A 21,935-nucleotide genomic window follows, 5' to 3' on the forward strand; every position below is an offset into this window, starting at 1 on the left:
GTACACTAATAGAAGGAATTTTTAACTATCACATCGAAATAATTAATGTAGCAAATCTAAAAGGAGAGATTACGTTGAGAGTATCATACCATGGACATTCAGTTGTACAGGTGAAAACAAAGAAACATACAATATTGATCGATCCATTTATTTCTGGAAATGAAGCATGTGATTTGGATGCAAATACAGTAGAGGCAGATGTGATTCTTTTAACGCATGGTCATAACGACCATGTAGGAGATACCGTTGATATTGCCAAAAGAACAGGTGCCTTGGTGGTTGCTCCTAATGAATTAGCAGTTTATTTAGGTCAAAAGGGAATTAATACACATCCAATGCATATAGGAGGAGCACGTGATTTTGATTTCGGAAGGGTGAAATTTACGCAAGCATTTCATGGATCTTCCTATACCGAAGAGGATGGCTCCATTATATATACAGGAATGCCAGGTGGAATACTATTTACAGTAGAAGGGAAAACAATTTATCACTTAGGTGATACGGCCCTTTTCACCGATCTAAAAATGTATGGTGAAATGAATGAAATTGATCTAGCGTTTATTCCAATTGGTGATAACTTTACAATGGGACCAGAGGATGCAGTGATTGCGGCTGACTGGATACAAGCAAAAGTGGTAGTTCCGGTACATTATAATACGTTTCCTGTAATTGAACAGGATCCTAAAGAATATGTTCAGAGAGTAAACACGGGTGAAGCTCGTGTTCTATCTATAGGAGAGTCAATCCAGTTATAACAAAAAAACGTGAGCAACAGCTCGCGTTTTTTTGTTATGTTTTTTTTCAATTACATCCTAATATATGAGTAAAGTCTTCTTCTTTTAAGCCATTATGGAATATAGTATTTCCTTTAACACAAATTTTCCCACTGTTACCCTGTTGTGAAAATTCCTTATAAAAATGAGCGTCATTTTCAACAATTAGTTGGGAATTATTTTTTAATGTAATTTCACTATCAAAATGAGCGTTACCATCTACTTGAAGAATAGAACCGTTCTTTAATTCAAGTGTTTTGGTCGGATCATAAACATATAAGTCATCACTTATTATAAAATGAACCGAATTGTAAAGAGAAAGGTTTCCTTTAATATTTGCATCACCGTTTACCAAATATATATCATCTTTACAGATGTTTTTCTTAAATTTGATAAAACCACTAGGGCTATCAGCAATAAAAGTTGGGTTGGTAAAAATACAGTCAGCAACATCTACTCCTTCTTCATTGTCTATGGAGATGTCTAAGACATAACTATTCTTCGATGTGAATGTGGTCTCTAAGGAAAAGTCAGTAATTGTAGATGAAATTTTAATAGATAATGGAGAAGATGAATCAACATCCTGTATACAATTTTCTACGACAGCACCGTTCTCATTTCGTACCTCTATATAATATTTTTCATCGAGTTGAGTGCTACAAAGTTGTGAATTCCCCTCTAAAAATTGCGATCTTAATTCAGACACAATCACATTCACTCGTTGATTACGATCTATGTGTTCCGAAGTCACGGTATTATTTCCTAATACTTGGAAAATTACCGTTGATGCTAAAAGAATAACCACTGCAAAAAGACTTATTGTTGCAAGTAATTCTACTAAGGTTATCCCTCTTTCTAGTCTAAATTGTCGAAATATCATTTTTTCCACATCCAATATAATGATATAATAGGAAGAAGGTCATGCTTTTTTAGGGAGTGAACTCTATGTATCAAAAATTATATGAAAATAATAATGGGTTTACCCTTATTGAAATTATAGCATCAATTGCTATTTTAGGCATGGTAATTGCGGTATTTTTACCTATTTTCCCGCAAATTATGCAATGGTCGAACAATGCAGATGATGAATTAGTTGCTAGTAACTTACTAGGTCAAGTGACCTATGATATAAAACAACTACCATTAGTAGATTCAACAACCATTAATAGCTGTCCCGATATGAAAACAATTACTGGATTAGATTCGTTGGGAGAATCTGCAACGTACGTACTTAATAATCGAGAATATAGAATTGAATTAAACATATGTCAGGAAATTGATGTGGATTTATATCGTACGAATATACGGATATATTCACCAGATCATAAGCTAGTGAGTGAATCATACACATATATAGGTGAGAGCAATGAATAGGTTTAGAAACGAATCTGGAGCAGCTTTAGTACTAACATTGATGATTATTACATTAATTCTGTTATTCGTTCTAACCCTTTTTTATCAAATAGCGAATACAACAAAACAGGTTACTACAATGGAAAAACAAATCATTTCAGAACAGATTGCAGAAATGGGAGTTGACTATTACCGGTCATATACAAAAGCCACTATACCTGAAACCATTTCTGCCTCTAGCGAAATTCTACTTCCAGATATAGAACTACAAGAAGAAGTAATCCTTGATTCAGAAGGAAAATTTAAATATTGGATTGAAACCCAGGAAATTGCAACACGATCTGAAAATGAAATCATGATAAACTTTACGACTGTCGGTGAAGCATACGGAAAAATAACAACTATTGATTCGTCTATTACCATACAAATAGAAAGTGGGGAATAAAATGCCTACACGAAAAAGATTAGGTGATCTGTTAGTAGAAGCTGGACTTGTAGCTGAGGGGCAAATTAACGAAACCATAGAACATAAACGACGTGATCAAAAGCTAGGGGATGCACTACTAGAACGTGGGTTTATTACGGAACGACAATTAATTGAAGTTCTAGAATTTCAATTAGGTATTCCTCATGTATCCTTATATCAATATCCAATAGATGAACGGGTGTTAGGGTTTGTATCACAGGAAGTAGCACAAGAAAATTATATTATGCCACTAAAAATACAGGATAATGAAATGATGCTCGCGATGAAGGATCCAATGGATTACTATGTTATCGATGATTTGGAATTATCGACTGGTCTAAGTATCTCGCCAGTTATCGCATCGAAGGATGATATTTTATATGCAATTAATAAGTATTATTTTAAAAATGATGGTGTTGAACTAGAAGGACAAGTTGATGATGATGAATCGCCAATTATTCATTTGCTGGATCAAATATTAACTACTGGTGTTCAATTAAAGGCAAGTGACATACATATTGACCCCCAGGAAGCAAGTGTTCAAGTTCGGTACCGAATCGATGGTCAATTAAGGTCTGAAAAGACAGTTTCAAAGCAATTTCAAAATTCGCTAATAGCAAGAATTAAGATATTAGCGGATTTAAATATTACACAATCTAGGTTACCACAGGATGGACGAATTAAAACTACAGTTGGTGTTACTCCTGTCGACCTAAGAATATCAAGTTTACCAACTGTTCATGGAGAGAAAATAGTTATTCGTATTTTGGATTTAAATAATGCACTGATGCAATTAAATGAGCTAAATTTCTCTGTCCAAAATCAAAAAAAATATAAACAACTAATTTCACAACCTTCTGGATTAGTTTTACTTACTGGACCAACCGGATCTGGTAAGACTTCAACCCTTTATGCCTCCATTAATCAATTAAACAAGGAAAACGTCAATATCGTTACGATTGAAGATCCTGTTGAATTTCAATTGGAAGGTGTTAATCAGGTTCAAGTAAACAGTACGGTTGGATTAACCTTTGCAAATGGCTTACGTTCAATCTTAAGACAAGATCCAAATATCATCATGATAGGTGAGATTCGAGATCAAGAGACGGCGGAAATAGCGATTCGAGCATCTTTAACTGGCCATTTAGTGTTTAGTACCTTGCACACCAACAGTGCCTTAGATACGATACCTCGATTAATAGACATGGGAATTGAACCATATTTAGTCGTATCTTCTTTAAATGGAGTTGTAGCACAACGTTTAGTCCGAAAGATTTGTCGTGATTGTAAAACTGAGCGAGAAGCAACCGCAATGGAAAAACAAATTTTTAAGAAAAATGGATTAAATGCAGAACATGTTTCCTATGGAAGTGGATGTAGCAGTTGTCATCATCGTGGCTATCGTGGAAGGTTAACAATTCATGAAGTGTTAGTAATGGATGATCACATGAAAAGTATGTTACTCAATAACCGCTCTATTGCAGACATCCACACCTATGCTAGAGATGAAGGAATGGAATTTTTAATCCATGATGGACTAGAGAAAATTAAATCAGGTTTAACAACAATGGAAGAAATTATGCAGGTTTCTATTCGTATTTAGGGGGGATTTTTGTGAAGGAACAATTTAATCAATGGTTGAAGAATGCTTTTTTTAAGCAAGCTTCAGATGTACATTTAACTATTGGGAAAGCCCCTATATTTAGAATTAATGGGAAGTTGCTAGAGCAAGAATTGCCTAAATTATGTCCTAACGATTCGACTAAAATTGTACAATCTATTCTTCCAGATGAGTTATGGAAAAAATTAGAGAGTGAACGAGAACTTGATTTTTCATATGGTATTCCCGGAATTTCAAGATTTCGTATCAATACCTTTTATCAACGTGGAGAGCTATCGTTAGCAATTCGAATTATACCAACAAGTATTCCTTCGATAGAGGAATTACACTTACCACCAGTTTCAAAGGAAATTGTACAGCAACCACAAGGGCTAGTGTTAGTTACCGGGCCAACTGGAAGTGGGAAAAGTACCACACTTGCATCGATGATTGATTATATGAATCAAACCATGCAGAAACATATTATTACATTAGAGGATCCAATAGAGTACATGCATGCACATAAGCAATCTATTATTGACCAGCGTGAAGTAGGGTTTGATACGAATAGCTTTGTCAATGGATTAAGATCGAGCTTGCGCCAGGATCCTGACGTGATTTTAGTTGGAGAGTTACGAGACTTGGAAACCATATCTACAGCAGTTACCGCTGCCGAAACAGGGCATTTAGTATTAGGTACATTACATACCAAAGATGCTGTGTCTACGATTCAACGAATTATTGACGTATTTCCTAGTGAACAACAAACGCAAATTCGAATTCAGCTATCGTCGATTCTTAAATCTGTAATTTCGCAACGATTATTACTAACGAAGCACCATAACAGTCGAAGAGTAGCAACAGAAGTATTGATTAATACACCAGCAGTAAAAAATCTTATTCGTAATGACAAACTCCATCAAGTGCAAAATGTTCTGCAAACCTCTAAAGAACAAGGGATGCATACATTAGAGATGGATCTAAGAAGATTGATGCAGGAAGATGTTATTTCATTTGAAACAGCTTCTCCGTTTATGCAGGAAAGAGGTTAATAAATGAATTATCAATATTCTGGTAAACGTTTATCAGGACAAAAGGTTAAAGGGAAAATCGATGCGGATTCAAAAAAAGAAGCATTAGAGCAGTTAGAGAAAAGCGGACTTATTATTATTGATATTGACGAAACAAAGCCGTGGAACAAGGATATCATCATTAATAAAAAAATAAAGAATGAGGACTTTGTTATTTTTCTTAGACAGTATGCAACATTAATTCATGCTGGTATTTCTATATCTGATGCAACAAAAACGATGAGCAAGCAAACGAATAATTATGCCTTGCGTACGGCATTAGATGATATAGATAAACAACTAGATCAAGGAATATCTCTGTCTGTTGCAGCTGAACGTCATCCTAAAATTTTTCCTAGCTTACTTGTTAACATGATCCACGCTGGAGAGGCAGCAGGAAAGTTGGATGATATTTTAAACCAGATGGCTGACTACTATGAAAAAGATCATCGAAATAAGCAAAAATTAGTATCGGCACTTATGTATCCTAGTGTAGTTGCAATTGTGACATTTTTCCTTACACTATTCCTTTTGGTATTTATTGTACCTCAGTTTGTAAGCATGTTTCACTCATTTGGGGAGGATATTCCTGCATATACACAATTCATACTAAACCTAAGTAACTTAGCTGGATCGTATTGGTGGGTTGTACTAATTGCAATTGGGATAGGGTTAGTTGGATACAAGTATTTCTTACAATATGATAGGTTTGCTTATCGGATTGATTACTTGAAGCTAAAGTTCCCATTACTGGGTGTCTTAGTGCATAAAGGTGTTATGGTTAGAATGACCCAGACATTAAGTACATTGGTGAATAGTGCAGTACCAATTCTACAATCGGTAGAGATCACGGAGAGGGTTGTTGGAAATCAAGTAATTCGTGATGTTTTAGTCCATTCAAGAAAGTCATTAGAAAAAGGGGAATCCATCACTAAGCCAATGAAAGAACATTGGGCTTTTCCGGCGCTAGTTGTACAGATGATTCAAATTGGAGAAAAGACCGGGACATTAGATCACATGCTATTAAAGGCAGCGGAGTTTTATGAAGAAGAATTAAAACAATTGTCCAATCGAATTAAGACGTTGATTGAACCGTTAATGATTATTGTGTTAACTGTAATTGTTGGAGGCATTATTGCTGCAGTTGTTATACCTATGTTCTCATTGTTCGAAAATATTCAATAATTATATAGATGTTTGTCCTATTTTCCTATATAATTATAACTAGGACTTATGTAGGATTTGATGACTGGCTATCTGTATTTGGGCACTTGGATAGTCGTGAATGAGTAGTGCAACCGACAACATTGTCTTAACATAACAATCTTATAATAAAGGTGGGAATACTATGTTAAAGAAAATGAGGAAGAAGTTGAAGCAGGAGAAAGGGTTCACTCTAGTAGAACTATTAGCTGTAATAGCTATATTGGGTATTATTTTGGCAATTGCTATACCTACGATTGGTAACATAATTAGTAATTCAGAGAATGAAGCTAAAGAAGCTAATGTAAATCTGATATTAAATGCAGCTAGGTTAGCAGATGCAGCGGGTGAATTTAGTGGTGATAGTATGACTGTAGAAGAATTAAAAGAAGGGGGTTATTTAGATTCAGTTCCAGAAGTTCCTGGTACAGATGGGGATTATAGTACAGGTGAAGTAAAAAAAGAATCTAATGGAAAATTTTCGTACTCTGGACCTGGTGAGAGCGAATAATACGTTTAATTATTGTGTTATATTATAAAGCCTTGCTTGAATAGCAGGGCCCTTTCTTTATACCTTATTAAAGGAGTATTAGTATGGAGTTTTATATTACATTATTTGCTTTTTTCGGTCTCATCTTAGGCTCTTTTTTCAATGTTGTTGGCCTACGGGTGCCAAAAAAAAGACCATTTACCAATGATCGTTCCGTATGTCCGCATTGTAATCATACTCTGTCGTGGTATGAACTGATTCCAGTGTTATCATACATATTTCAAGGTGGTAAGTGTAGGAACTGTAAAAAAAGTATAGGCATCCTGTATCCAGTCATCGAATTAGTAACTGGATTTTTATTTGCGTTTAGTTACGTACACTTTGGTATATCTATAGAATTAATCGTTGCTCTTTTATTAGTTTCTATGCTGGTCATTATAGTAATAACAGATATTAATTATATGCTAATTCCAAATAAAGTTTTGCTATTTTTCTTACCGCTCTTTATTATTCTGCGAGGGATAGAACCTCTTGAACCGTGGTGGAGTTCATTAATAGGCGGGTTGATTGGATTTTGCTTGATCGCTCTTATTATTCTTATCAGCAATGGTGGAATGGGAGCAGGAGATATGAAATTGTTTGCGGTTTTAGGGATTGTTTTAGGGGTAAATTTGGTTATTTTAACGTTTTTTTTAGCTAGTATTATTGGAGCTTTAGTAGGTATGATACTACTATTACTTAGGATCATTGATCGTAAGCAACCCGTCCCATTTGGACCATATATTGTAGTTGCGGGACTTATTGCATATTTTTATGGTGAAACATTGATCAGTTGGTATTTAAACATTTTAATGTAAGTAGGTGATAGCATGGGCTTAATGAATAATGGCAGGGTAAATATAGTGATCACAAATCAAGCTTTAAGGTATTCCTATCACAAAAATCCATCTGTTGTTAGTATGATTACACATGGGGAAGTGGAGTTACCAGAAGGTACGATTGTGGACGGTATGGTCCAGAATAAAACTGTTTTTGAGGAGGTGGTACATAAGCTTGTCAAAGAAAATAAATGGAAGCGGAAAAAGCTTTACTTCTCTGTACCAGATGACACAGTAGTTATTCGGCAAATACAAATACCTGTTTCTTTGACAAATGCCGAAGCGATTGGGTATATAAGGACACAAATTGGAAGTAGTATATATTTACCCTTTTCCAATCCATCATTAGCTGTTGATTTTATAGACGCTAGTGAGACAACTAGAAACGTACTGCTCTATGCGTACCCAAAGGAAAAAATTTCTGCTTATGAAGAAGTATTTGAGAAAAGCGGGTTGAGGCCTATTGTAGCTGATTTAACAGCATTATCGGTTTTCCGTTTTTATTATCAGCATAAACACGAAGAAAACGATCATGTGTTGTTGATTCATTGGAACAGGGATGGTCTTATATTAACAGCATTTCAACATGATAAAGCAGTTTTTACAAGACATATGAAAATTAATGGAAGAGAACCACAAGGAAATATAGCAGAGGAATCTGCAGAACAAACGATTAATGAATACATGATCGAAGTGAATCGTATTATTGACTTTTATCAATACTCGATTACAAAGGGACAATCTTCCATTGAACTGATTTTATTATCTGGGGACTACCCATCTTTACCTAGTGTAAGAAAGAACTTAACTGAGAATATATCTATTCCAGTCTTTCAATTCCCATTAGAAAAATTATCAATAAAGTATTTAGATGTCTTAGGTTTAGCATTGAAAAACGAAGGATAAGGGGGCTAACGATGAATACAGAAATTAACTTTCTTGAAAAACAACCAAAAAAATACATTGTTCCCCTTGTTTTTGGTATAATATTTCTTTTTCTGTTAGCAGTTGTACTAGTGGTTCTCGTTTACCAACAAAATCAGTATGTAAAATCCATAGAAGTTGATCAACATAGAGTAAGTCAAATGGAACAATCACTAAGAGAAAAAAATCAACAAAATGCAACTGTAGAGCATTTTAAAGAATTACAGGGATTGATTAGTGAAATAGAATATAATCATGTACCAAATGTAGCTTTATATAATGCTGTACTGGAATTATTAACATCACCGAATCAATTAACTAGCTTTACCTACTCTGAAGGTAATCAATTCACAGTAGAAGCAAGCTTTAATCAGTTGGAGGATGTAGCTAATTATGTAGGAATGCTTTTAGACGAGATTTACATTATTGATGCCGAATTATCAAATGTTTACCAAGCAGAAGAGAACTATCAAGCCACCTTAACCTTTGAAGTTGACGTCGACTCCATGAGAGAGGAGTTTAATCATCGTGAATAATTGGAAAAAATCATATACTTGGTTTTCGATAGGATTGATCTTATCTCTTGTTCTAGTTTATGGGATTAGTTATATAGTAATGTTGAAACCTCTTAAGGAAGAAATGCTATCCGTAGAAAAACAGGCTAATATGTTTGAAGAACAATATGAAGCCATCATTAATCGACCAAATGAAGAAACCGAGAACGACGAATTTTCTAGAGTTACAAAAAAAATACCAAATGAAAAGTCGCCAGACGATGTAATATATAATCTTCAACATACTGCTGATGCTGCTGAAGTAAGTATATCATCTATATCCTCGTTATCTCGGGGGGAAGAAGAGGAAGAATCTTCATTACGAGCCAACCATTATGCGTTAGAAATTGTAGGAAAGAATCTTGATCATGTAAATGAATATTTAGATTCTATTATGGATAGCGAACGATTAATTACCATTGATACGTTGGACGTACAACAGAGTGAGGAGTCTGTATCCCTTTCCATAACAATTACAACCTATTACAAAGAAAGCTAAACAGGATGGAATTACATCCTGTTTTTTTCTGAAAAAGTAGTACAGGTTCTGATCATCGTTGATCCTTCATAAACTACTACAAAGTAGATAAAGGAGGAATAGATATGCTTCATTACGCTATTTTACGTTTGCTATTAGCTGGATTTTTTCTATATTTTGCTTGGCCATTAATCCCTGCTGCAACAACACAATTAGAAGCTGTTTTTTGGGGAGCTTGGTTGGTATTTTTTATGTTAGTGGTAGGTGCGAATTTTGCAACGCTTTTACAAATGACTTCCCCACCAGTTATGGAACAGGAACAAATTAGGCAACGTCAACGCTAATAATTATTGAGGTTCTGTTGAATCAACTGTATAATATTAGTTAATACTTGGACTAGTACAGTTGAAAGTCGGTGAACAAAACATGGCTACAAAACATGAACAAATTATCCAACATATCATTTCTTTAGATGTTGGTAACAAAATATCCGTACGACAAATTGCCAAGAATTTAAATGTAAGTGAAGGAACTGCATATCGTGCGATTAAAGAAGCAGAAAACCAGGGGTTAGTTAGCACGATTGAACGTGTAGGAACCGTTCGTATTGAACGAAAGCGAAAAGAGAATTTTGAACGATTAACCTTTGCGGAAGTTATAAACATTGTCGATGGACAAGTCTTGGGCGGTCGAGAAGGGCTCCATAAGACATTAAATAAATTTGTAATCGGTGCGATGCAATTAGATGCGATGATGCGTTATACGGAAGCGGATTCCCTATTAATTGTTGGGAACCGAGTTAAAGCTCATGAATTAGCTTTGAATGAAGGTGCTGCAGTTTTAATTACAGGTGGATTTGATACCGAGGATCATATTAAGAAGCTTGCTGATGAAAAACAGCTTCCAATTATATCGACTAGTTACGATACCTTTACAGTTGCAGCAATGATTAACAGGGCAATTTATGATCAGTTGATTAAAAAAGAAATCGTCTTTGTTGGAGATATTTTCACTCCATCAGATGAGGCGTTTTCGTTGACAGCAAAAGATACAGTAAAACGTTGGTATGAATTAAATGAACGATCAACTCATACCAGATTTCCAGTATTAGATGAAAAAAAACGAGTAATTGGGATCGTAACCTCGAAGGATATCATTGGGAAAGACAGTGAGTTATTAATTGAAAAAGTAATGACTAAAAATCCAATAGTTGTACAATCTAAAACTTCTTTAGCTTATGTGGCACACATGATGGTTTGGGAGGGAATAGAAGTAGTTCCTGTTGTTGATCAATCTTCTGTTTTGCAAGGGATTGTTTCTAGGCAGGATGTTATAAAAGCATTACAGCAAATCCAACGTCAACCACAAATTGGGGAGACGATCGATGATATTGTCTCAAGTAACATGGTTGAAGTTGGGGAAGAAGAAGCGGCATACCAAGCAAAAGTTATTCCACAGATGACAAATCAACTCGGAACACTATCAAATGGAGTATTTACATCACTAGTAACTGAAGCGAGTAGTCGAATGCTAGCTCATGTGAAAAAAGGTGAATTGGTCGTAGAGAACATAACCGTGTACTTTATAAAGCCAGTCCCAATTGATAGTTCGTTAACAATTAAACCGAAGTTACTTGAAGCGGGAAGAATTTATGCAAAAATTGACGTTGAAGTTTTTAATGAACGTAAATTAGTAGGTAAGGCATTATTAATGGCTCAAATTATGGATCGATAAAAAAGCTGACTAGGTACCTAGTCAGCTGGATTTAAGCGTCGATATTCGCTGCGGTAATGTTTTGTTTCTTTGAAGCCGCGAACGACTTGTATCCCACCAAGGAAAATAAAGATGATTCCGATAAATAGGGAGATTCTTGTTCCGTAAAATATGTATTGATTGATTCCAAATAATAGTATAAAGCTTCCTAAACAAATACGAGATTTTGCATTGAAATATGCTTGTGTTAATCCGTCTTTCGTTTTTAATATAGCAACTTTATAATATACATATAATACAAGTGATAAAACAATGAGTATTGGAAAAATAATCATATCATAATCTACTCCTAGTTAATAATTTTCAGCTAAAAGAGCTCACTTTATATTGTAGCTTGTTTTTGTTCATAACGCTAGAAAGAGATATGACAATAATTTAACAGTAAAGGAGAAAATAATGTGACTACAAAAAAGATATTTGAAAATATCATCAACTATGACACGATTGTTATTCATCGTCATGTACGTCCAGATCCAGATGCATTAGGATCACAAGCAGGTTTGAAAGCAATTATCAATCAATCCTTTCCAACAAAGAACGTTTATATTGTAGGGGAAGATGATCCTTCCTTAACATTTTTTGTAGAGATGGATCAAATAGATGATAACATCTATAAAAACGCCCTCGTTATTATCTGTGATACGGCAAATATGGAGAGAATTGATGACGGTCGATATGAATTAGCGGATAAAATCATAAAAATAGACCATCATCCTAATGTAGATGCATATGGAGATGTTGCCTGGGTTGATACTACTGCTAGCTCTACAAGTGAAATGATTTATGAATTTTTCTTAAATCATCAAAAGAAAGGACTAAAGATGACCGATGAAGCAGCTCGGCTACTTTATGGAGGAATTGTAGGGGATACTGGAAGGTTTTTATTCCCAAGTACAACAAAAAAGACATTACAGTATGCAGCTGATTTAGTTACATATAACTTTGACCGTTCGAAACTATATGATGGGATCTATAGTGTGAAAGCTAATATAGCCCGTTTAAGGGGATATATTTTGCAAACATTCACGTTGTCTCCAAATGGAGTAAGCTCAGTCAAACTAACAAGAGATATTCTAGAACAGTATCATGTAAGCTCAACGGAGTCTGGACAGCTAGTTGGTGTACTAGGTGATATTGAAGGGATAAAAGCATGGGTGTTTTTTATTGAGGAAGAGGATTTAATACGTGTAAGACTACGCTCAAAGGGACCAATAATTAATGAGATCGCGGCAAGATACAATGGCGGTGGCCACCCGTTAGCTGCGGGAGCTTCTATTTATTCTTGGGATGATGCGGAGAAGGTTGTTTGCGAAATTGAAGAAGCTTGTCAAAAAAGTACGTAAAAAAATAATAGCATTGATTTTTAAATGGTTAAAGATCAATGCTATTTAATGCATCTTTGGTTTGTTATACAAACTGGGAATATCCATGGCTCTAACTACTCTTACTTTCTTTTATAGGTATAAACCAGCAACCAGTTGGTGTTTCATCGTAATAAACATCTAGATTGTTTTTCATGATCTCTCTTTTCATTAAGCGAATAAGTTCTTTTGATTCGGCGTAAGCAGAGAAACCATTTTTAATCTGGTTGATCTTACGCTCACAAATTCTTTTCTCGTGTAAGACTAACATTTAAATCTACCCCTTTCTTTAGAGTATATAAATGTAAAGAACAAAATATGATATTATAATTCTATTTTACATAAAAAATTGCGTAATCTCTACATTATATACAAGGTTTCATCAAATGTTCACATTAATTCGATATTTTTGCTTTAGCACTTATTTTCACAGTCTTATGTATGAGTAATCGGTTGATTTCAAGTGAGTACGTAAAATCATCGACCTTAAAATTTTTATTTTCAATCGTTGCTTCTAATAATTGATTACTTTCATAAACAATATTTATATCTTGGCCGATAATGTGACTAATTTCTTCTTTGACCAAGTCTTCAAGTTGAACCAATAGTAATTTATCGATACGAAGTTGTTCTGCGTTTGTAATTTCTAACTCTATTGATTCAACGGTGGTAGGCTGTTTGGATTTTTGATCAAGGTTTTCATTATCTTCTTCTAATGCTTCAATATAATTTTCAGCGTCTTTAAGTTTAGACTGGATTGTACTATTTTCCTCTAATAATCGTTCATACATCGTTCCATACATGAAGATAATAACAAAATAAGAAATTAATGCCCCGAAAAATACTCCTACGAAAAAACGTTGCCAGCTTGGTTTTTTATGATACGGTGGAACATGCATTATGTTATCTCCTCCTGAATTAGCCAACCAATTAATAACATAGCACCTTTTACTCCACCCATTGCAGATAAAATGAGTAATCCTTGCTTTAATATATCGAGTGCAGATCCGTCTGGACCAAGACTTTTTTCTAAATTCTCAATTGCATCAAATGTGCCACCAATAGCTGCAACAATAGCCCATATACGAAGTTTTCTCGCTAATCGACTCATTTCGGCAAATGGTGCGTCGCCAGTTGCGAAAGCGCCGATACTACCAATAATTGTTCCGCCAATTATTACTCCAAATGCAATAAAGAAACAATGAATAAGAGAAGCAAAAAACCTTTCCTCCATATTAGACGCTCCCTTTTTAGATCTACTTCTTTCATTGTATGATGGAGATGGACTAGTTATGTTAAAGGTGTGTGGATATACAGAACATATGTATTTTCGTTATAATAGATAGTAGAGATTGTTAAAGGGACGGGATTCGTATGTCATTTACCCATTTACAGGTAAGAAGTGGATACAGTTTAATGAATAGCACGATTACGATTGAAAAGTTAGTAAAAAAAGCAAGTGAATTAGAATTTGATGCAATTGCTTTAACTGATGAGAATGTATTGTATGGTGCTGTACCTTTTTATAAAGCATGTCGTAAATACGGTATAAAGCCTATCATCGGAATGGTTATCACGATTTTAAATGATGATGAGCAGGAAGAATGTATTGTTCTAGCAAAGAATAATTATGCCTATCAACAACTTATTAAACTGAGTACGATAATACAAACTTCTTCATTAGCGGGGATTGAAAAAGATAAACTAACCGATTTCACGAAGGATTTAATAGGTATTTTACCAATACATAGCAGTAAACTGAAAAGGAGAATAACCTCTACTTCCTATGATCGAATAAAGCCTTATATCGATTCGTGGGAAGAAATGTTTGCTCCAGGTGATTTCTACTTAGGTATACAAGAACATGGAGAGGAACTAGATCAAGCCATTACAACAGCTACTAAGGCATATGGTGAGAAGTACCAAACAAAAGTTGTTGCAATCAATGATGTTCGTTATGTAAATGAAAAGGATGATATCGCATTCGATTGTTTGCAAGCAATGAAATATGGTGAAAAGTGGAAATTGGGACAAGCTGTACCCAAGTTAAGACAACACCATTTACGCTCAACAATTGAAATGGAGCAGGCGTTATATTCTGAGGCTGTTGCTGCTACACAAGAGATTCAAGAAAAATGTAATGTATCTTTTGATTTTGAGAAACGAATGATACCATCCTATCCTGTACCTGACAATACCTCACCACAGGAGTATTTAGAAAAACTTTGCTTCGCTAATCTCAAGAAACGGTATGATACGGTTACGGAAAAGATAAAAAATAGACTGGAATATGAGTTAGATGTTATTAAATCAATGCATTTTAGTGATTATTTCTTAATTGTATGGGATTTCATCAAATATGCGAAAGATAATCAGATTGTTGTTGGTCCTGGAAGGGGATCATCAGCTGGTTCAATTGTTGCTTACGTACTCGAAATTACGGACGTTGATCCAATCAAATATGATTTACTATTTGAACGTTTTCTAAATCCAGAACGTGTGACTATGCCAGATATAGATATTGACTTTTCTGATCAGCGTCGAGATGAAGTGATTCAGTACGTGCGTGAGAAATATGGACAAGAGCATGTGGCTCAAATTATTACGTTTGGAACATTTGCTGCCCGTTCCTTATTGCGTGAATTAATTAAAACAATAGGAGTAGATCAACAGGATGCTTATTTTGTATTAAAAGAGATACCTGCTCAGTCTTCTAAAACGATCCTTGAACATGTTAAGTCATCTAACGAACTAGCAAACTACGTGAAACAATCCGAAAAACTGAGGGCGTTATTTCAAGTAGCTGTAGTGTTAGAGGGACTTCCTAGGCATGTTTCTACCCATGCTGCAGGTGTGGTTATTAGTGAACAACCGCTAGTCGAGCACGTGCCTTTAACGATTGGAACCAACGAAACGAGTTTAACACAGTTTACGATGACAGATTTGGAATCCATTGGACTGTTAAAGATAGACTTTCTAGGTTTACGCAATTTAACTTTATTAGAAAGAATCTTACAATCCATTCAATATACAGAAAAGATACATTTATCCTTAAATCAGATTCCAGAAGAAGATCCAACTACATTTAATTTACTACAACGAGGGCTAACAAATGGAATATTTCAGTTAGAATCTGAAGGAATGAGACAAGTCTTAACTCGATTAAAACCAACAGCTTTTGAGGATATTGTGGCGGTAAATGCATTGTACCGTCCCGGTCCAATGGAGTTTATTTCGACATATATTGATCGTAAACATAAACGAAAAGAAATTACTTATCCACATCCAGACCTAAAGCCTATTTTAGAATCTACCTATGGGGTATTAATATACCAAGAGCAAATCATGCAAATAGCAAATCGGATTGCAGGGTATTCCTATGGGGAAGCGGATATCCTAAGAAGAGCAGTTAGTAAAAAACAACAGTCGATTATGGACGAACAAAAAGAGAAATTCATTCAAGGCTGTTTAAGCAATGGTTATTCAAAGGAAGTAAGTGAGGAGCTTTTTGCGTGGATCGTAAAATTTTCTAATTATGGTTTTCCAAAAAGCCATGCGGTTGCATACAGTAAAATTGCCTATCAATTAGCTTACTTAAAAACGCATTATCCGAAAAATTTCTATGCCGAATTACTGAGTTCTACGATAAATCAGCATGAAAAAATACATCTCTATTTAAATGAAATGAAGGATATAAATATTCCGATTCTCCCACCGCACATCAACAAGAGTTATGGAAAGTACACGGTTGAAAATGACGGAATTCGGATGGGATTAATGGCTATTAAAGGTATTGGGAATCAGGTTGTAAAGGAGGTCATTAGAGAGCGAAAATCAGGACCTTTTAAACATTTATTTGATTTTTGTTTACGGATTTCTACAAAATTAGTCAATCGTTCAACTTTAGAATTACTGATTATGGCAGGAACTTTCGATGATACGCATTCTAATCGTGCGAGTCTGTTAGCTTCTATTGATCAAGCAATGGAACAAGGGGATTTATTTAGAGAGTTTTCCGATCAACCAAATTTATTTCAAGATCAATTGGATTTAGAAATTACCTACGTAGATATAGAAGACTTTACTCAAATGAAAAAGCTATCTGATGAAAAAGAGTTATTAGGAGTCTATTTATCAAGCCACCCACTGAAAGGTTACCGGATCAAATTAAGACAAAATGGATATGTAACCATGGATCGTGCTCGAAAATTACCTGGTAAAAAGTATGTAAAAAGCGCAGTAATTGTCCAATCAATTAAGGTAATCCGAACAAAACGTGGTGACCCAATGGCTTTTATTACAATTGGTGATGAAACCAGTGAAATGGATGCAGTAATTTTTCCAGACCTATATCGTGATATAAATAGGTGGATGAAGGAAGAAGAAATGATATTCATCCAAGGGAATATAGAGGAGCGGAATGAGAAGTTACAGTGGATTCTTTCTGATATTCAACCTTTTGATGAAAAAAGCCTTCAAATAACTACTAAGCAGCGTTTATTTATAAAATTAACCGACCAAACTAGTAAAGATGCCTTAGAGTATGTGCAACAAATAGCTTATCAATACCCAGGTGATACACCTATTATTATTTATCAAGAAGATCAAAAGAAAACATATCAATTATCCCATGAATATAATGTGGAGCCAAGCTATCGCTGTTTGCAGGAACTAAATCAACATTTTGGAAGAAACAGTGTTGTACTAGAAAAATAAGAGAACGAATATGTCTATACTTTACAGACATATTCGTTCTGTTATAATGTAATAGTCGAGTGGTCTGACCACCATATCTAATTAAATACCTTCTACTGCAAAAGGAGAGAATAACGTGAATTTACGTGACGAAGCATTACAGATTCATAAAGTAAATAAAGGAAAATTAACCACACAATCAAAGGTACCAGTACGTAATGCCAGAGATTTAAGTCTGGCTTATTCACCAGGTGTTGCTGAACCTTGTAAAGAAATTCATGACCGCAAAGAAACAGTTTATGATTATACGATGAAAGGAAATATGGTTGCAGTAGTAAGTGACGGTTCAGCAGTTTTAGGGTTAGGTAATATCGGTCCTGAAGCAGCATTGCCTGTTATGGAGGGGAAATCTGTACTTTTTAAAAGCTTTGCAGGAGTAGATTCATTCCCAATTTGCTTAGATACCCATGATGTAGAAGAAATTGTTCGTACTGTAAAACTGATGGAACCAACATTTGGTGGAGTGAACTTAGAAGATATTGCTGCTCCTAATTGCTTTATCATTGAAGATCGTTTGAAAAAGGAGACGAATATTCCTATTTTCCATGATGATCAGCATGGAACTGCTATTGTAACAGTTGCAGGTCTCATCAATTCATTGAAATTAGTTGGAAAATCCTTCTCAGAAATCAAAGTAGTCGCAAACGGAGCCGGAGCTGCAGGGATAGCAATTATTAAATTATTATATCATTTTGGTGTCCGTGACATGGTTATGTGTGATTCAAGAGGAGCTATTTTCGAAGGTAGATCTTACGGAATGAATAATGTAAAAGATCAAGTTGCTAAGTTTACTAACTTGGATAAAAAGGAAGGTAGCCTTGAAGAAATGCTTGAGGGAGCAGATGTATTTATTGGTGTGTCTGTTGGTGGAGCATTAACAAAAGAAATGGTTAGCAAGATGAATGCCGACCCTATTATTTTTGCAATGGCTAATCCTGATCCGGAAATTATGCCAGAGCTTGCTAAGGAAGCAGGTGCTAAAGTAATTGGTACAGGAAGATCAGATTTTCCCAACCAAGTAAACAATGTATTAGCATTCCCTGGAATCTTTCGTGGGGCATTAGATGTTAGGGCAACTCGTATCAATGAAAAAATGAAAATAGCAGCGGCTGAGGCTATCGCTTCACTCATTGATGAAAATGAATTAAATGCAGACTATGTAATACCTGCGCCGTTTGATGCTAGAGTTGCACCTTTAGTAGCATCAAGTGTAGCAAAGGCTGCTATGGAATCTGGTGTAGCTCGTATACAAGTTGACCCGGAGGAAGTAGCAGAGAAAACAAGAAGATTAGCGCAAATTTAACTGGAGCAAATAGAATTTAAAGGAGTGGATCATGGCTGTGTCCATGTCACCAAAGCAAAAAGTATATCAGGGAGTTTTGCAGGAAATTCGTAAGTTAATAGATGACCATAAATTAAAAACGGGAGATAAATTACCCTCTGAACGAGAGCTATCTGAGAAATTAAAAGCCGGTAGGTCTTCGGTTAGAGAGGCATTACGCGCAATGGAATTACTAGGATTAATTGAAACAAGGCATGGCGAAGGAACTTTTTTGAGTGCCTACAAACCTTTTCAAACCGTTGAAGTATTGGCATCTTTTATTCTTCAGGATAATTCTACTAGAAGTGGTTTGTTGTCAACAAAGCAAATTCTAGAAAAAGAAGCTGCGAAGTTAGCTTTTGGTCGAATAAATAAGGACCATATAAATGAATTGATCAATATAATAGATGATAACTCCATGGATATTACTAAACAACATCGTTTATTTTTTAGTTATATATTTGAAAAGACGGAAAACCTTTTACTATCAAAGATTTGGTGGCTTATGGAGGAATATTCTCATACGATGAATAAGGTACATTATCCAAAGAATTTTTACCGTAATTTAACTGATCTATATAATAAAAAAGATTATCAATCCATTGAATTATTGTTTAAAGATTTTGCAATCTTAAATTAGTATTATCGACCATTTATGACACCTTTTTTATTATTATTTCGATATAGTTAGTAGAACACGAGTCAATCTATTATCACTTCTGAACTATGGCGCCTTATATTTAATATGAGCGCCTACGAAAAAGGGGGAAGTTATTTTGCTTAAAGACCTTTTTAGCAAAAAGAAGAAATACGCGTCGATCCCAAATGAACAAGCAAAATTGGATGTTCCCGAGGGGCTTATGAAAAAATGTGATAGTTGTTATAAGATATTCTATCGAAAAGAAATGAATAAAAACTTAAATGTTTGCCCGAATTGTGGTCATCACCATCAGTTAAGAGCTTGGGAAAGAATTGAAAGCTTATTTGATGAGGGAACGTTTCAAGAATGGGATAGTGGTTTAGCACCAAGTAACCCACTGGGGTTTCCAGGTTATGAAGAAAAACTGCAAAAGGATCGTGAAAAAACTGGTTTAAATGAAGGTGTAGTTACTGGGAAAGGGCTTATTGATGGACAAGCAACCGCCTTTGCTGTGATGGATTCTAGTTTCCGTATGGGAAGCATGGGATCTGTAATGGGAGAAAGAATTGCTCGTGCTATTGAAAATGCTAAGGAGCAGTCTCTACCGTTTATTATTTTTACAGCATCAGGAGGAGCCCGTATGCAAGAGGGAGTTCTCAGCTTAATGCAGATGTCAAAAACTTCTGTTGCGATTAAAAGATTTTCTGAAGCTGGAGGTTTGATGATCTCTGTTATGACACACCCTACAACCGGTGGGGTATCAGCAAGCTTTGCTTCCTTAGGTGATTATAATTTTGCAGAACCGGGTGCATTAATAGGATTTGCAGGACGACGTATTATTGAACAAACTACACGTGAAAAATTACCCGATGATTTTCAAACGGCTGAATTCTTATTTAAACATGGACAACTGGATCAAGTAGTCCATCGTCATGATTTAAAGCAGCTCTTAGTTACGATTCTGAAAATCCATGAGAAGGGTGGGACCTCTTCGTGAAACAGATATTAGAATTCGAAAAGCCGATTGTAAATCTTAAAGAAAAAATTGCGGAATTGAAAAAATTCACAGACGATAGCGAGATAGATTTATCAGAGGAAATCATTACACTTGAAAAGCGTCTAGCAATTTTAGAAGATGACATATATGGCAATTTAAAGCCTTGGCAACGTGTGCAGATGGCAAGACATCAAGAGCGTCCAACTACACTAGATTATATTAATGAATTATTTACTGATTTTGTTGAATTTCATGGAGATCGCTCGTTCGGCGATGACGAAGCTATTGTATCAGGGATTGCCTTTTATAAAGATACACCGATTACGGTTATCGGGCATCAACGTGGAAAAAACACTAAGGAAAACCTTCGTCGTAATTTTGGCATGCCACACCCTGAAGGATACCGTAAGGCTTTAAGGCATATGAAACAGGCAGAGAAATTTAATCGTCCAATTATAACATTTATAGATACAAAGGGTGCAGACCCTGGGAAAGAGTCCGAAGAACGAGGTCAGAGTGAGGCAATAGCAAGAAATCTAATGGAAATGGCTGGATTAACCGTCCCGATTATTTGTATTGTTATTGGTGAAGGTGGTAGTGGAGGTGCTTTAGCACTAGGTGTCGGAGATCGAATTCATATGCTAGAGAACTCAACTTATTCCGTTATTTCTCCTGAAGGTGCAGCTGCACTTTTGTGGAAGGATTCAGGACTGGCTCAAAAGGCAGCAGAATCCATGAAAATTACAGCACCTGATTTACATGAATTAGGGATCATTGATGAGATTATTCCCGAGCCAAAAGGTGGAGCTCATCGCGACATCAAAGAACAAGCCAAAAATATTGATCTAGTTTTAGATAAATCATTGAATGAACTAAAAAATGTATCTGAAGATGTATTACTTGAGCAAAGATGGGAAAAATATAAACAAATTGGAGATTACAAAGAACTATAGAAAATAATCATGAGGATTCGCAACCCTCATGATTATTTTTGTTACTACTGAAATTGTCTTTTGGGGTGTTCGGATTTTCTAAATTAATGTCTCTCAACCTCTAAAACGGCGGTGTCAATTTGCATGTAAAAAGTATGTATTATTTTAAATGGTTTATACTTATTAAACATTGATGTATCAATAAGTAAAACACATTTAAAAAATATCTCAGATTCGACTGCTTTTAATTGATATTTTTTGTTTTTACGATTATCTTGTAATTGGAGGTTTGTAAAACAAGATCGGATTCATAATCTCATGTTATTTTTTTATCTTGTCGTACATACTAAAAAAAGTCATTTAAAAT

At 35.1% G+C, this 21,935-nt stretch carries 24 protein-coding genes; 19 read left to right on the forward strand and 5 right to left on the reverse strand.

The annotated features are described in order from the left end of the window. Positions 1 to 74: 74 nt before the first annotated feature. Entirely contained in the window at positions 75 to 755 is a 681-nt protein-coding gene (locus GMD78_RS00350; protein WP_155666035.1) for a metal-dependent hydrolase, read from the forward strand. 46 nt (positions 756 to 801) lie between these two features. Here GMD78_RS00350 and GMD78_RS00355 read toward each other — a convergent pair whose 3' ends face one another. After that, positions 802 to 1,653, reverse strand: a complete 852-nt coding sequence (locus GMD78_RS00355) for a type II secretion system protein (RefSeq protein ID WP_155666037.1) — start codon at positions 1,651 to 1,653, stop codon at positions 802 to 804. 65 nt (positions 1,654 to 1,718) lie between these two features. On the opposite strand from GMD78_RS00355, the gene GMD78_RS00360 reads away from it, so the two are divergent. From GMD78_RS00360 to GMD78_RS00415, 12 genes are all read left to right on the forward strand, one after another. Continuing rightward, on the forward strand, positions 1,719 to 2,147 hold the full coding sequence (locus GMD78_RS00360) for a prepilin-type N-terminal cleavage/methylation domain-containing protein (protein WP_155666039.1): 429 nt from the start codon (positions 1,719 to 1,721) through the stop codon (positions 2,145 to 2,147). Further along, on the forward strand, positions 2,140 to 2,571 hold the full coding sequence (locus GMD78_RS00365; protein ID WP_155666041.1) for a hypothetical protein: 432 nt from the start codon (positions 2,140 to 2,142) through the stop codon (positions 2,569 to 2,571). Before GMD78_RS00360 ends, GMD78_RS00365 begins: the two co-directional genes overlap by 8 nt. A gap of 1 nt (position 2,572) precedes the next feature. Beyond that, positions 2,573 to 4,195 carry a GspE/PulE family protein gene (locus GMD78_RS00370; protein WP_155666043.1) on the forward strand — a complete coding sequence of 541 codons (1,623 nt, stop codon included), beginning with the start codon at positions 2,573 to 2,575 and terminating at the stop codon, positions 4,193 to 4,195. Between the two features lie 11 nt (positions 4,196 to 4,206). Next, entirely contained in the window at positions 4,207 to 5,244 is a 1,038-nt protein-coding gene (locus GMD78_RS00375) for a type IV pilus twitching motility protein PilT (protein ID WP_343042036.1), read from the forward strand. Between the two features lie 3 nt (positions 5,245 to 5,247). Continuing rightward, entirely contained in the window at positions 5,248 to 6,447 is a 1,200-nt protein-coding gene (locus GMD78_RS00380) for a type II secretion system F family protein (RefSeq protein WP_155666045.1), read from the forward strand. Between the two features lie 163 nt (positions 6,448 to 6,610). After that, a complete protein-coding gene (locus GMD78_RS00385; RefSeq protein ID WP_155666047.1) occupies positions 6,611 to 6,976 on the forward strand; it encodes a prepilin-type N-terminal cleavage/methylation domain-containing protein in 366 nt (121 codons plus the stop codon). 83 nt (positions 6,977 to 7,059) lie between these two features. After that, positions 7,060 to 7,812, forward strand: coding sequence for a prepilin peptidase (locus tag GMD78_RS00390; RefSeq protein WP_155666048.1), 753 nt, complete (start codon positions 7,060 to 7,062; stop codon positions 7,810 to 7,812). Positions 7,813 to 7,824: 12 nt separating this feature from the next. Further along, on the forward strand, positions 7,825 to 8,739 hold the full coding sequence (gene pilM / locus GMD78_RS00395) for a type IV pilus biogenesis protein PilM (protein ID WP_155666050.1): 915 nt from the start codon (positions 7,825 to 7,827) through the stop codon (positions 8,737 to 8,739). An 11-nt stretch (positions 8,740 to 8,750) separates the two neighbouring features. Then, positions 8,751 to 9,293: a hypothetical protein gene (locus GMD78_RS00400; RefSeq protein WP_155666052.1), complete on the forward strand. Its 543-nt coding sequence runs from the start codon at positions 8,751 to 8,753 to the stop codon at positions 9,291 to 9,293. Next, entirely contained in the window at positions 9,286 to 9,810 is a 525-nt protein-coding gene (gene pilO / locus GMD78_RS00405) for a type 4a pilus biogenesis protein PilO (RefSeq protein WP_155666054.1), read from the forward strand. Before GMD78_RS00400 ends, pilO begins: the two co-directional genes overlap by 8 nt. A gap of 104 nt (positions 9,811 to 9,914) precedes the next feature. Next, positions 9,915 to 10,133, forward strand: coding sequence for a hypothetical protein (locus GMD78_RS00410; protein ID WP_155666056.1), 219 nt, complete (start codon positions 9,915 to 9,917; stop codon positions 10,131 to 10,133). An 82-nt stretch (positions 10,134 to 10,215) separates the two neighbouring features. Beyond that, a complete protein-coding gene (locus tag GMD78_RS00415) occupies positions 10,216 to 11,523 on the forward strand; it encodes a DRTGG domain-containing protein (RefSeq protein WP_155666058.1) in 1,308 nt (435 codons plus the stop codon). 17 nt (positions 11,524 to 11,540) lie between these two features. Here GMD78_RS00415 and GMD78_RS00420 read toward each other — a convergent pair whose 3' ends face one another. Next, entirely contained in the window at positions 11,541 to 11,837 is a 297-nt protein-coding gene (locus tag GMD78_RS00420) for a YtpI family protein (RefSeq protein WP_155666060.1), read from the reverse strand. Between the two features lie 123 nt (positions 11,838 to 11,960). Between GMD78_RS00420 and GMD78_RS00425 the strand changes: the two genes are divergently transcribed. Beyond that, on the forward strand, positions 11,961 to 12,905 hold the full coding sequence (locus GMD78_RS00425; protein WP_343042037.1) for a DHH family phosphoesterase: 945 nt from the start codon (positions 11,961 to 11,963) through the stop codon (positions 12,903 to 12,905). A 91-nt stretch (positions 12,906 to 12,996) separates the two neighbouring features. Here the strand turns inward: GMD78_RS00425 and GMD78_RS00430 are convergent, their stop codons facing one another. The 3 genes from GMD78_RS00430 to GMD78_RS00440 all read right to left on the reverse strand — a co-directional run bounded on the left by GMD78_RS00430 (position 12,997) and on the right by GMD78_RS00440 (position 14,157). Then, complete coding sequence (locus GMD78_RS00430; protein ID WP_155666062.1) at positions 12,997 to 13,194, reverse strand: YtzJ family protein; 198 nt, start codon at positions 13,192 to 13,194, stop codon at positions 12,997 to 12,999. 124 nt (positions 13,195 to 13,318) lie between these two features. After that, complete coding sequence (gene ytrI, locus GMD78_RS00435) at positions 13,319 to 13,822, reverse strand: sporulation membrane protein YtrI (protein WP_155666063.1); 504 nt, start codon at positions 13,820 to 13,822, stop codon at positions 13,319 to 13,321. Further along, positions 13,822 to 14,157, reverse strand: a complete 336-nt coding sequence (locus GMD78_RS00440; RefSeq protein ID WP_155666065.1) for a YtrH family sporulation protein — start codon at positions 14,155 to 14,157, stop codon at positions 13,822 to 13,824. The genes ytrI and GMD78_RS00440 overlap by 1 nt, the downstream gene beginning before the upstream one ends. A gap of 140 nt (positions 14,158 to 14,297) precedes the next feature. Here GMD78_RS00440 and dnaE point away from each other — a divergent pair, with 140 nt between their 5' ends. The 5 genes from dnaE to accA all read left to right on the forward strand — a co-directional run bounded on the left by dnaE (position 14,298) and on the right by accA (position 21,589). Further along, complete coding sequence (dnaE, locus tag GMD78_RS00445) at positions 14,298 to 17,639, forward strand: DNA polymerase III subunit alpha (RefSeq protein WP_155666067.1); 3,342 nt, start codon at positions 14,298 to 14,300, stop codon at positions 17,637 to 17,639. 115 nt (positions 17,640 to 17,754) lie between these two features. Then, complete coding sequence (gene ystJ / locus GMD78_RS00450) at positions 17,755 to 18,981, forward strand: NADP-dependent malic enzyme (RefSeq protein ID WP_343042038.1); 1,227 nt, start codon at positions 17,755 to 17,757, stop codon at positions 18,979 to 18,981. A gap of 31 nt (positions 18,982 to 19,012) precedes the next feature. Beyond that, positions 19,013 to 19,639 (forward strand): FadR/GntR family transcriptional regulator, encoded by a 627-nt coding sequence (locus tag GMD78_RS00455; protein ID WP_155666069.1) that lies wholly within the window; start codon positions 19,013 to 19,015, stop codon positions 19,637 to 19,639. Between the two features lie 136 nt (positions 19,640 to 19,775). After that, entirely contained in the window at positions 19,776 to 20,636 is an 861-nt protein-coding gene (gene accD / locus GMD78_RS00460) for an acetyl-CoA carboxylase, carboxyltransferase subunit beta (RefSeq protein WP_155666071.1), read from the forward strand. Further along, positions 20,633 to 21,589, forward strand: coding sequence for an acetyl-CoA carboxylase carboxyl transferase subunit alpha (gene accA, locus GMD78_RS00465; RefSeq protein ID WP_343042040.1), 957 nt, complete (start codon positions 20,633 to 20,635; stop codon positions 21,587 to 21,589). Before accD ends, accA begins: the two co-directional genes overlap by 4 nt. Positions 21,590 to 21,935 lie beyond the last annotated feature (346 nt).

Origin of the sequence: Ornithinibacillus caprae (assembly GCF_009728145.1) — a bacterium.
In the GTDB taxonomy this organism is placed as follows: domain Bacteria; phylum Bacillota; class Bacilli; order Bacillales; family Amphibacillaceae; genus Ornithinibacillus; species Ornithinibacillus caprae.

What these genes read in the sequence shown, in the direction of transcription:
- GMD78_RS00360 (WP_155666039.1), top strand. Translation starts at nt 1,719, where the DNA reads ATGTATCAAAAATTATATGAAAATAATAATGGGTTTACCCTTATTGAA.
- ytrI (WP_155666063.1), bottom strand. Translation starts at nt 13,822, where the DNA reads ATGCATGTTCCACCGTATCATAAAAAACCAAGCTGGCAACGTTTTTTC.
- GMD78_RS00385 (WP_155666047.1), top strand. Translation starts at nt 6,611, where the DNA reads ATGTTAAAGAAAATGAGGAAGAAGTTGAAGCAGGAGAAAGGGTTCACT.
- GMD78_RS00410 (WP_155666056.1), top strand. Translation starts at nt 9,915, where the DNA reads ATGCTTCATTACGCTATTTTACGTTTGCTATTAGCTGGATTTTTTCTA.
- GMD78_RS00420 (WP_155666060.1), bottom strand. Translation starts at nt 11,837, where the DNA reads ATGATTATTTTTCCAATACTCATTGTTTTATCACTTGTATTATATGTA.
- GMD78_RS00355 (WP_155666037.1), bottom strand. Translation starts at nt 1,653, where the DNA reads ATGATATTTCGACAATTTAGACTAGAAAGAGGGATAACCTTAGTAGAA.
- GMD78_RS00430 (WP_155666062.1), bottom strand. Translation starts at nt 13,194, where the DNA reads ATGTTAGTCTTACACGAGAAAAGAATTTGTGAGCGTAAGATCAACCAG.
- GMD78_RS00415 (WP_155666058.1), top strand. Translation starts at nt 10,216, where the DNA reads ATGGCTACAAAACATGAACAAATTATCCAACATATCATTTCTTTAGAT.
- GMD78_RS00380 (WP_155666045.1), top strand. Translation starts at nt 5,248, where the DNA reads ATGAATTATCAATATTCTGGTAAACGTTTATCAGGACAAAAGGTTAAA.
- GMD78_RS00455 (WP_155666069.1), top strand. Translation starts at nt 19,013, where the DNA reads ATGGCTGTGTCCATGTCACCAAAGCAAAAAGTATATCAGGGAGTTTTG.
- GMD78_RS00370 (WP_155666043.1), top strand. Translation starts at nt 2,573, where the DNA reads ATGCCTACACGAAAAAGATTAGGTGATCTGTTAGTAGAAGCTGGACTT.
- GMD78_RS00390 (WP_155666048.1), top strand. Translation starts at nt 7,060, where the DNA reads ATGGAGTTTTATATTACATTATTTGCTTTTTTCGGTCTCATCTTAGGC.
- GMD78_RS00365 (WP_155666041.1), top strand. Translation starts at nt 2,140, where the DNA reads ATGAATAGGTTTAGAAACGAATCTGGAGCAGCTTTAGTACTAACATTG.
- dnaE (WP_155666067.1), top strand. Translation starts at nt 14,298, where the DNA reads ATGTCATTTACCCATTTACAGGTAAGAAGTGGATACAGTTTAATGAAT.
- GMD78_RS00400 (WP_155666052.1), top strand. Translation starts at nt 8,751, where the DNA reads ATGAATACAGAAATTAACTTTCTTGAAAAACAACCAAAAAAATACATT.
- GMD78_RS00440 (WP_155666065.1), bottom strand. Translation starts at nt 14,157, where the DNA reads ATGGAGGAAAGGTTTTTTGCTTCTCTTATTCATTGTTTCTTTATTGCA.
- pilM (WP_155666050.1), top strand. Translation starts at nt 7,825, where the DNA reads ATGGGCTTAATGAATAATGGCAGGGTAAATATAGTGATCACAAATCAA.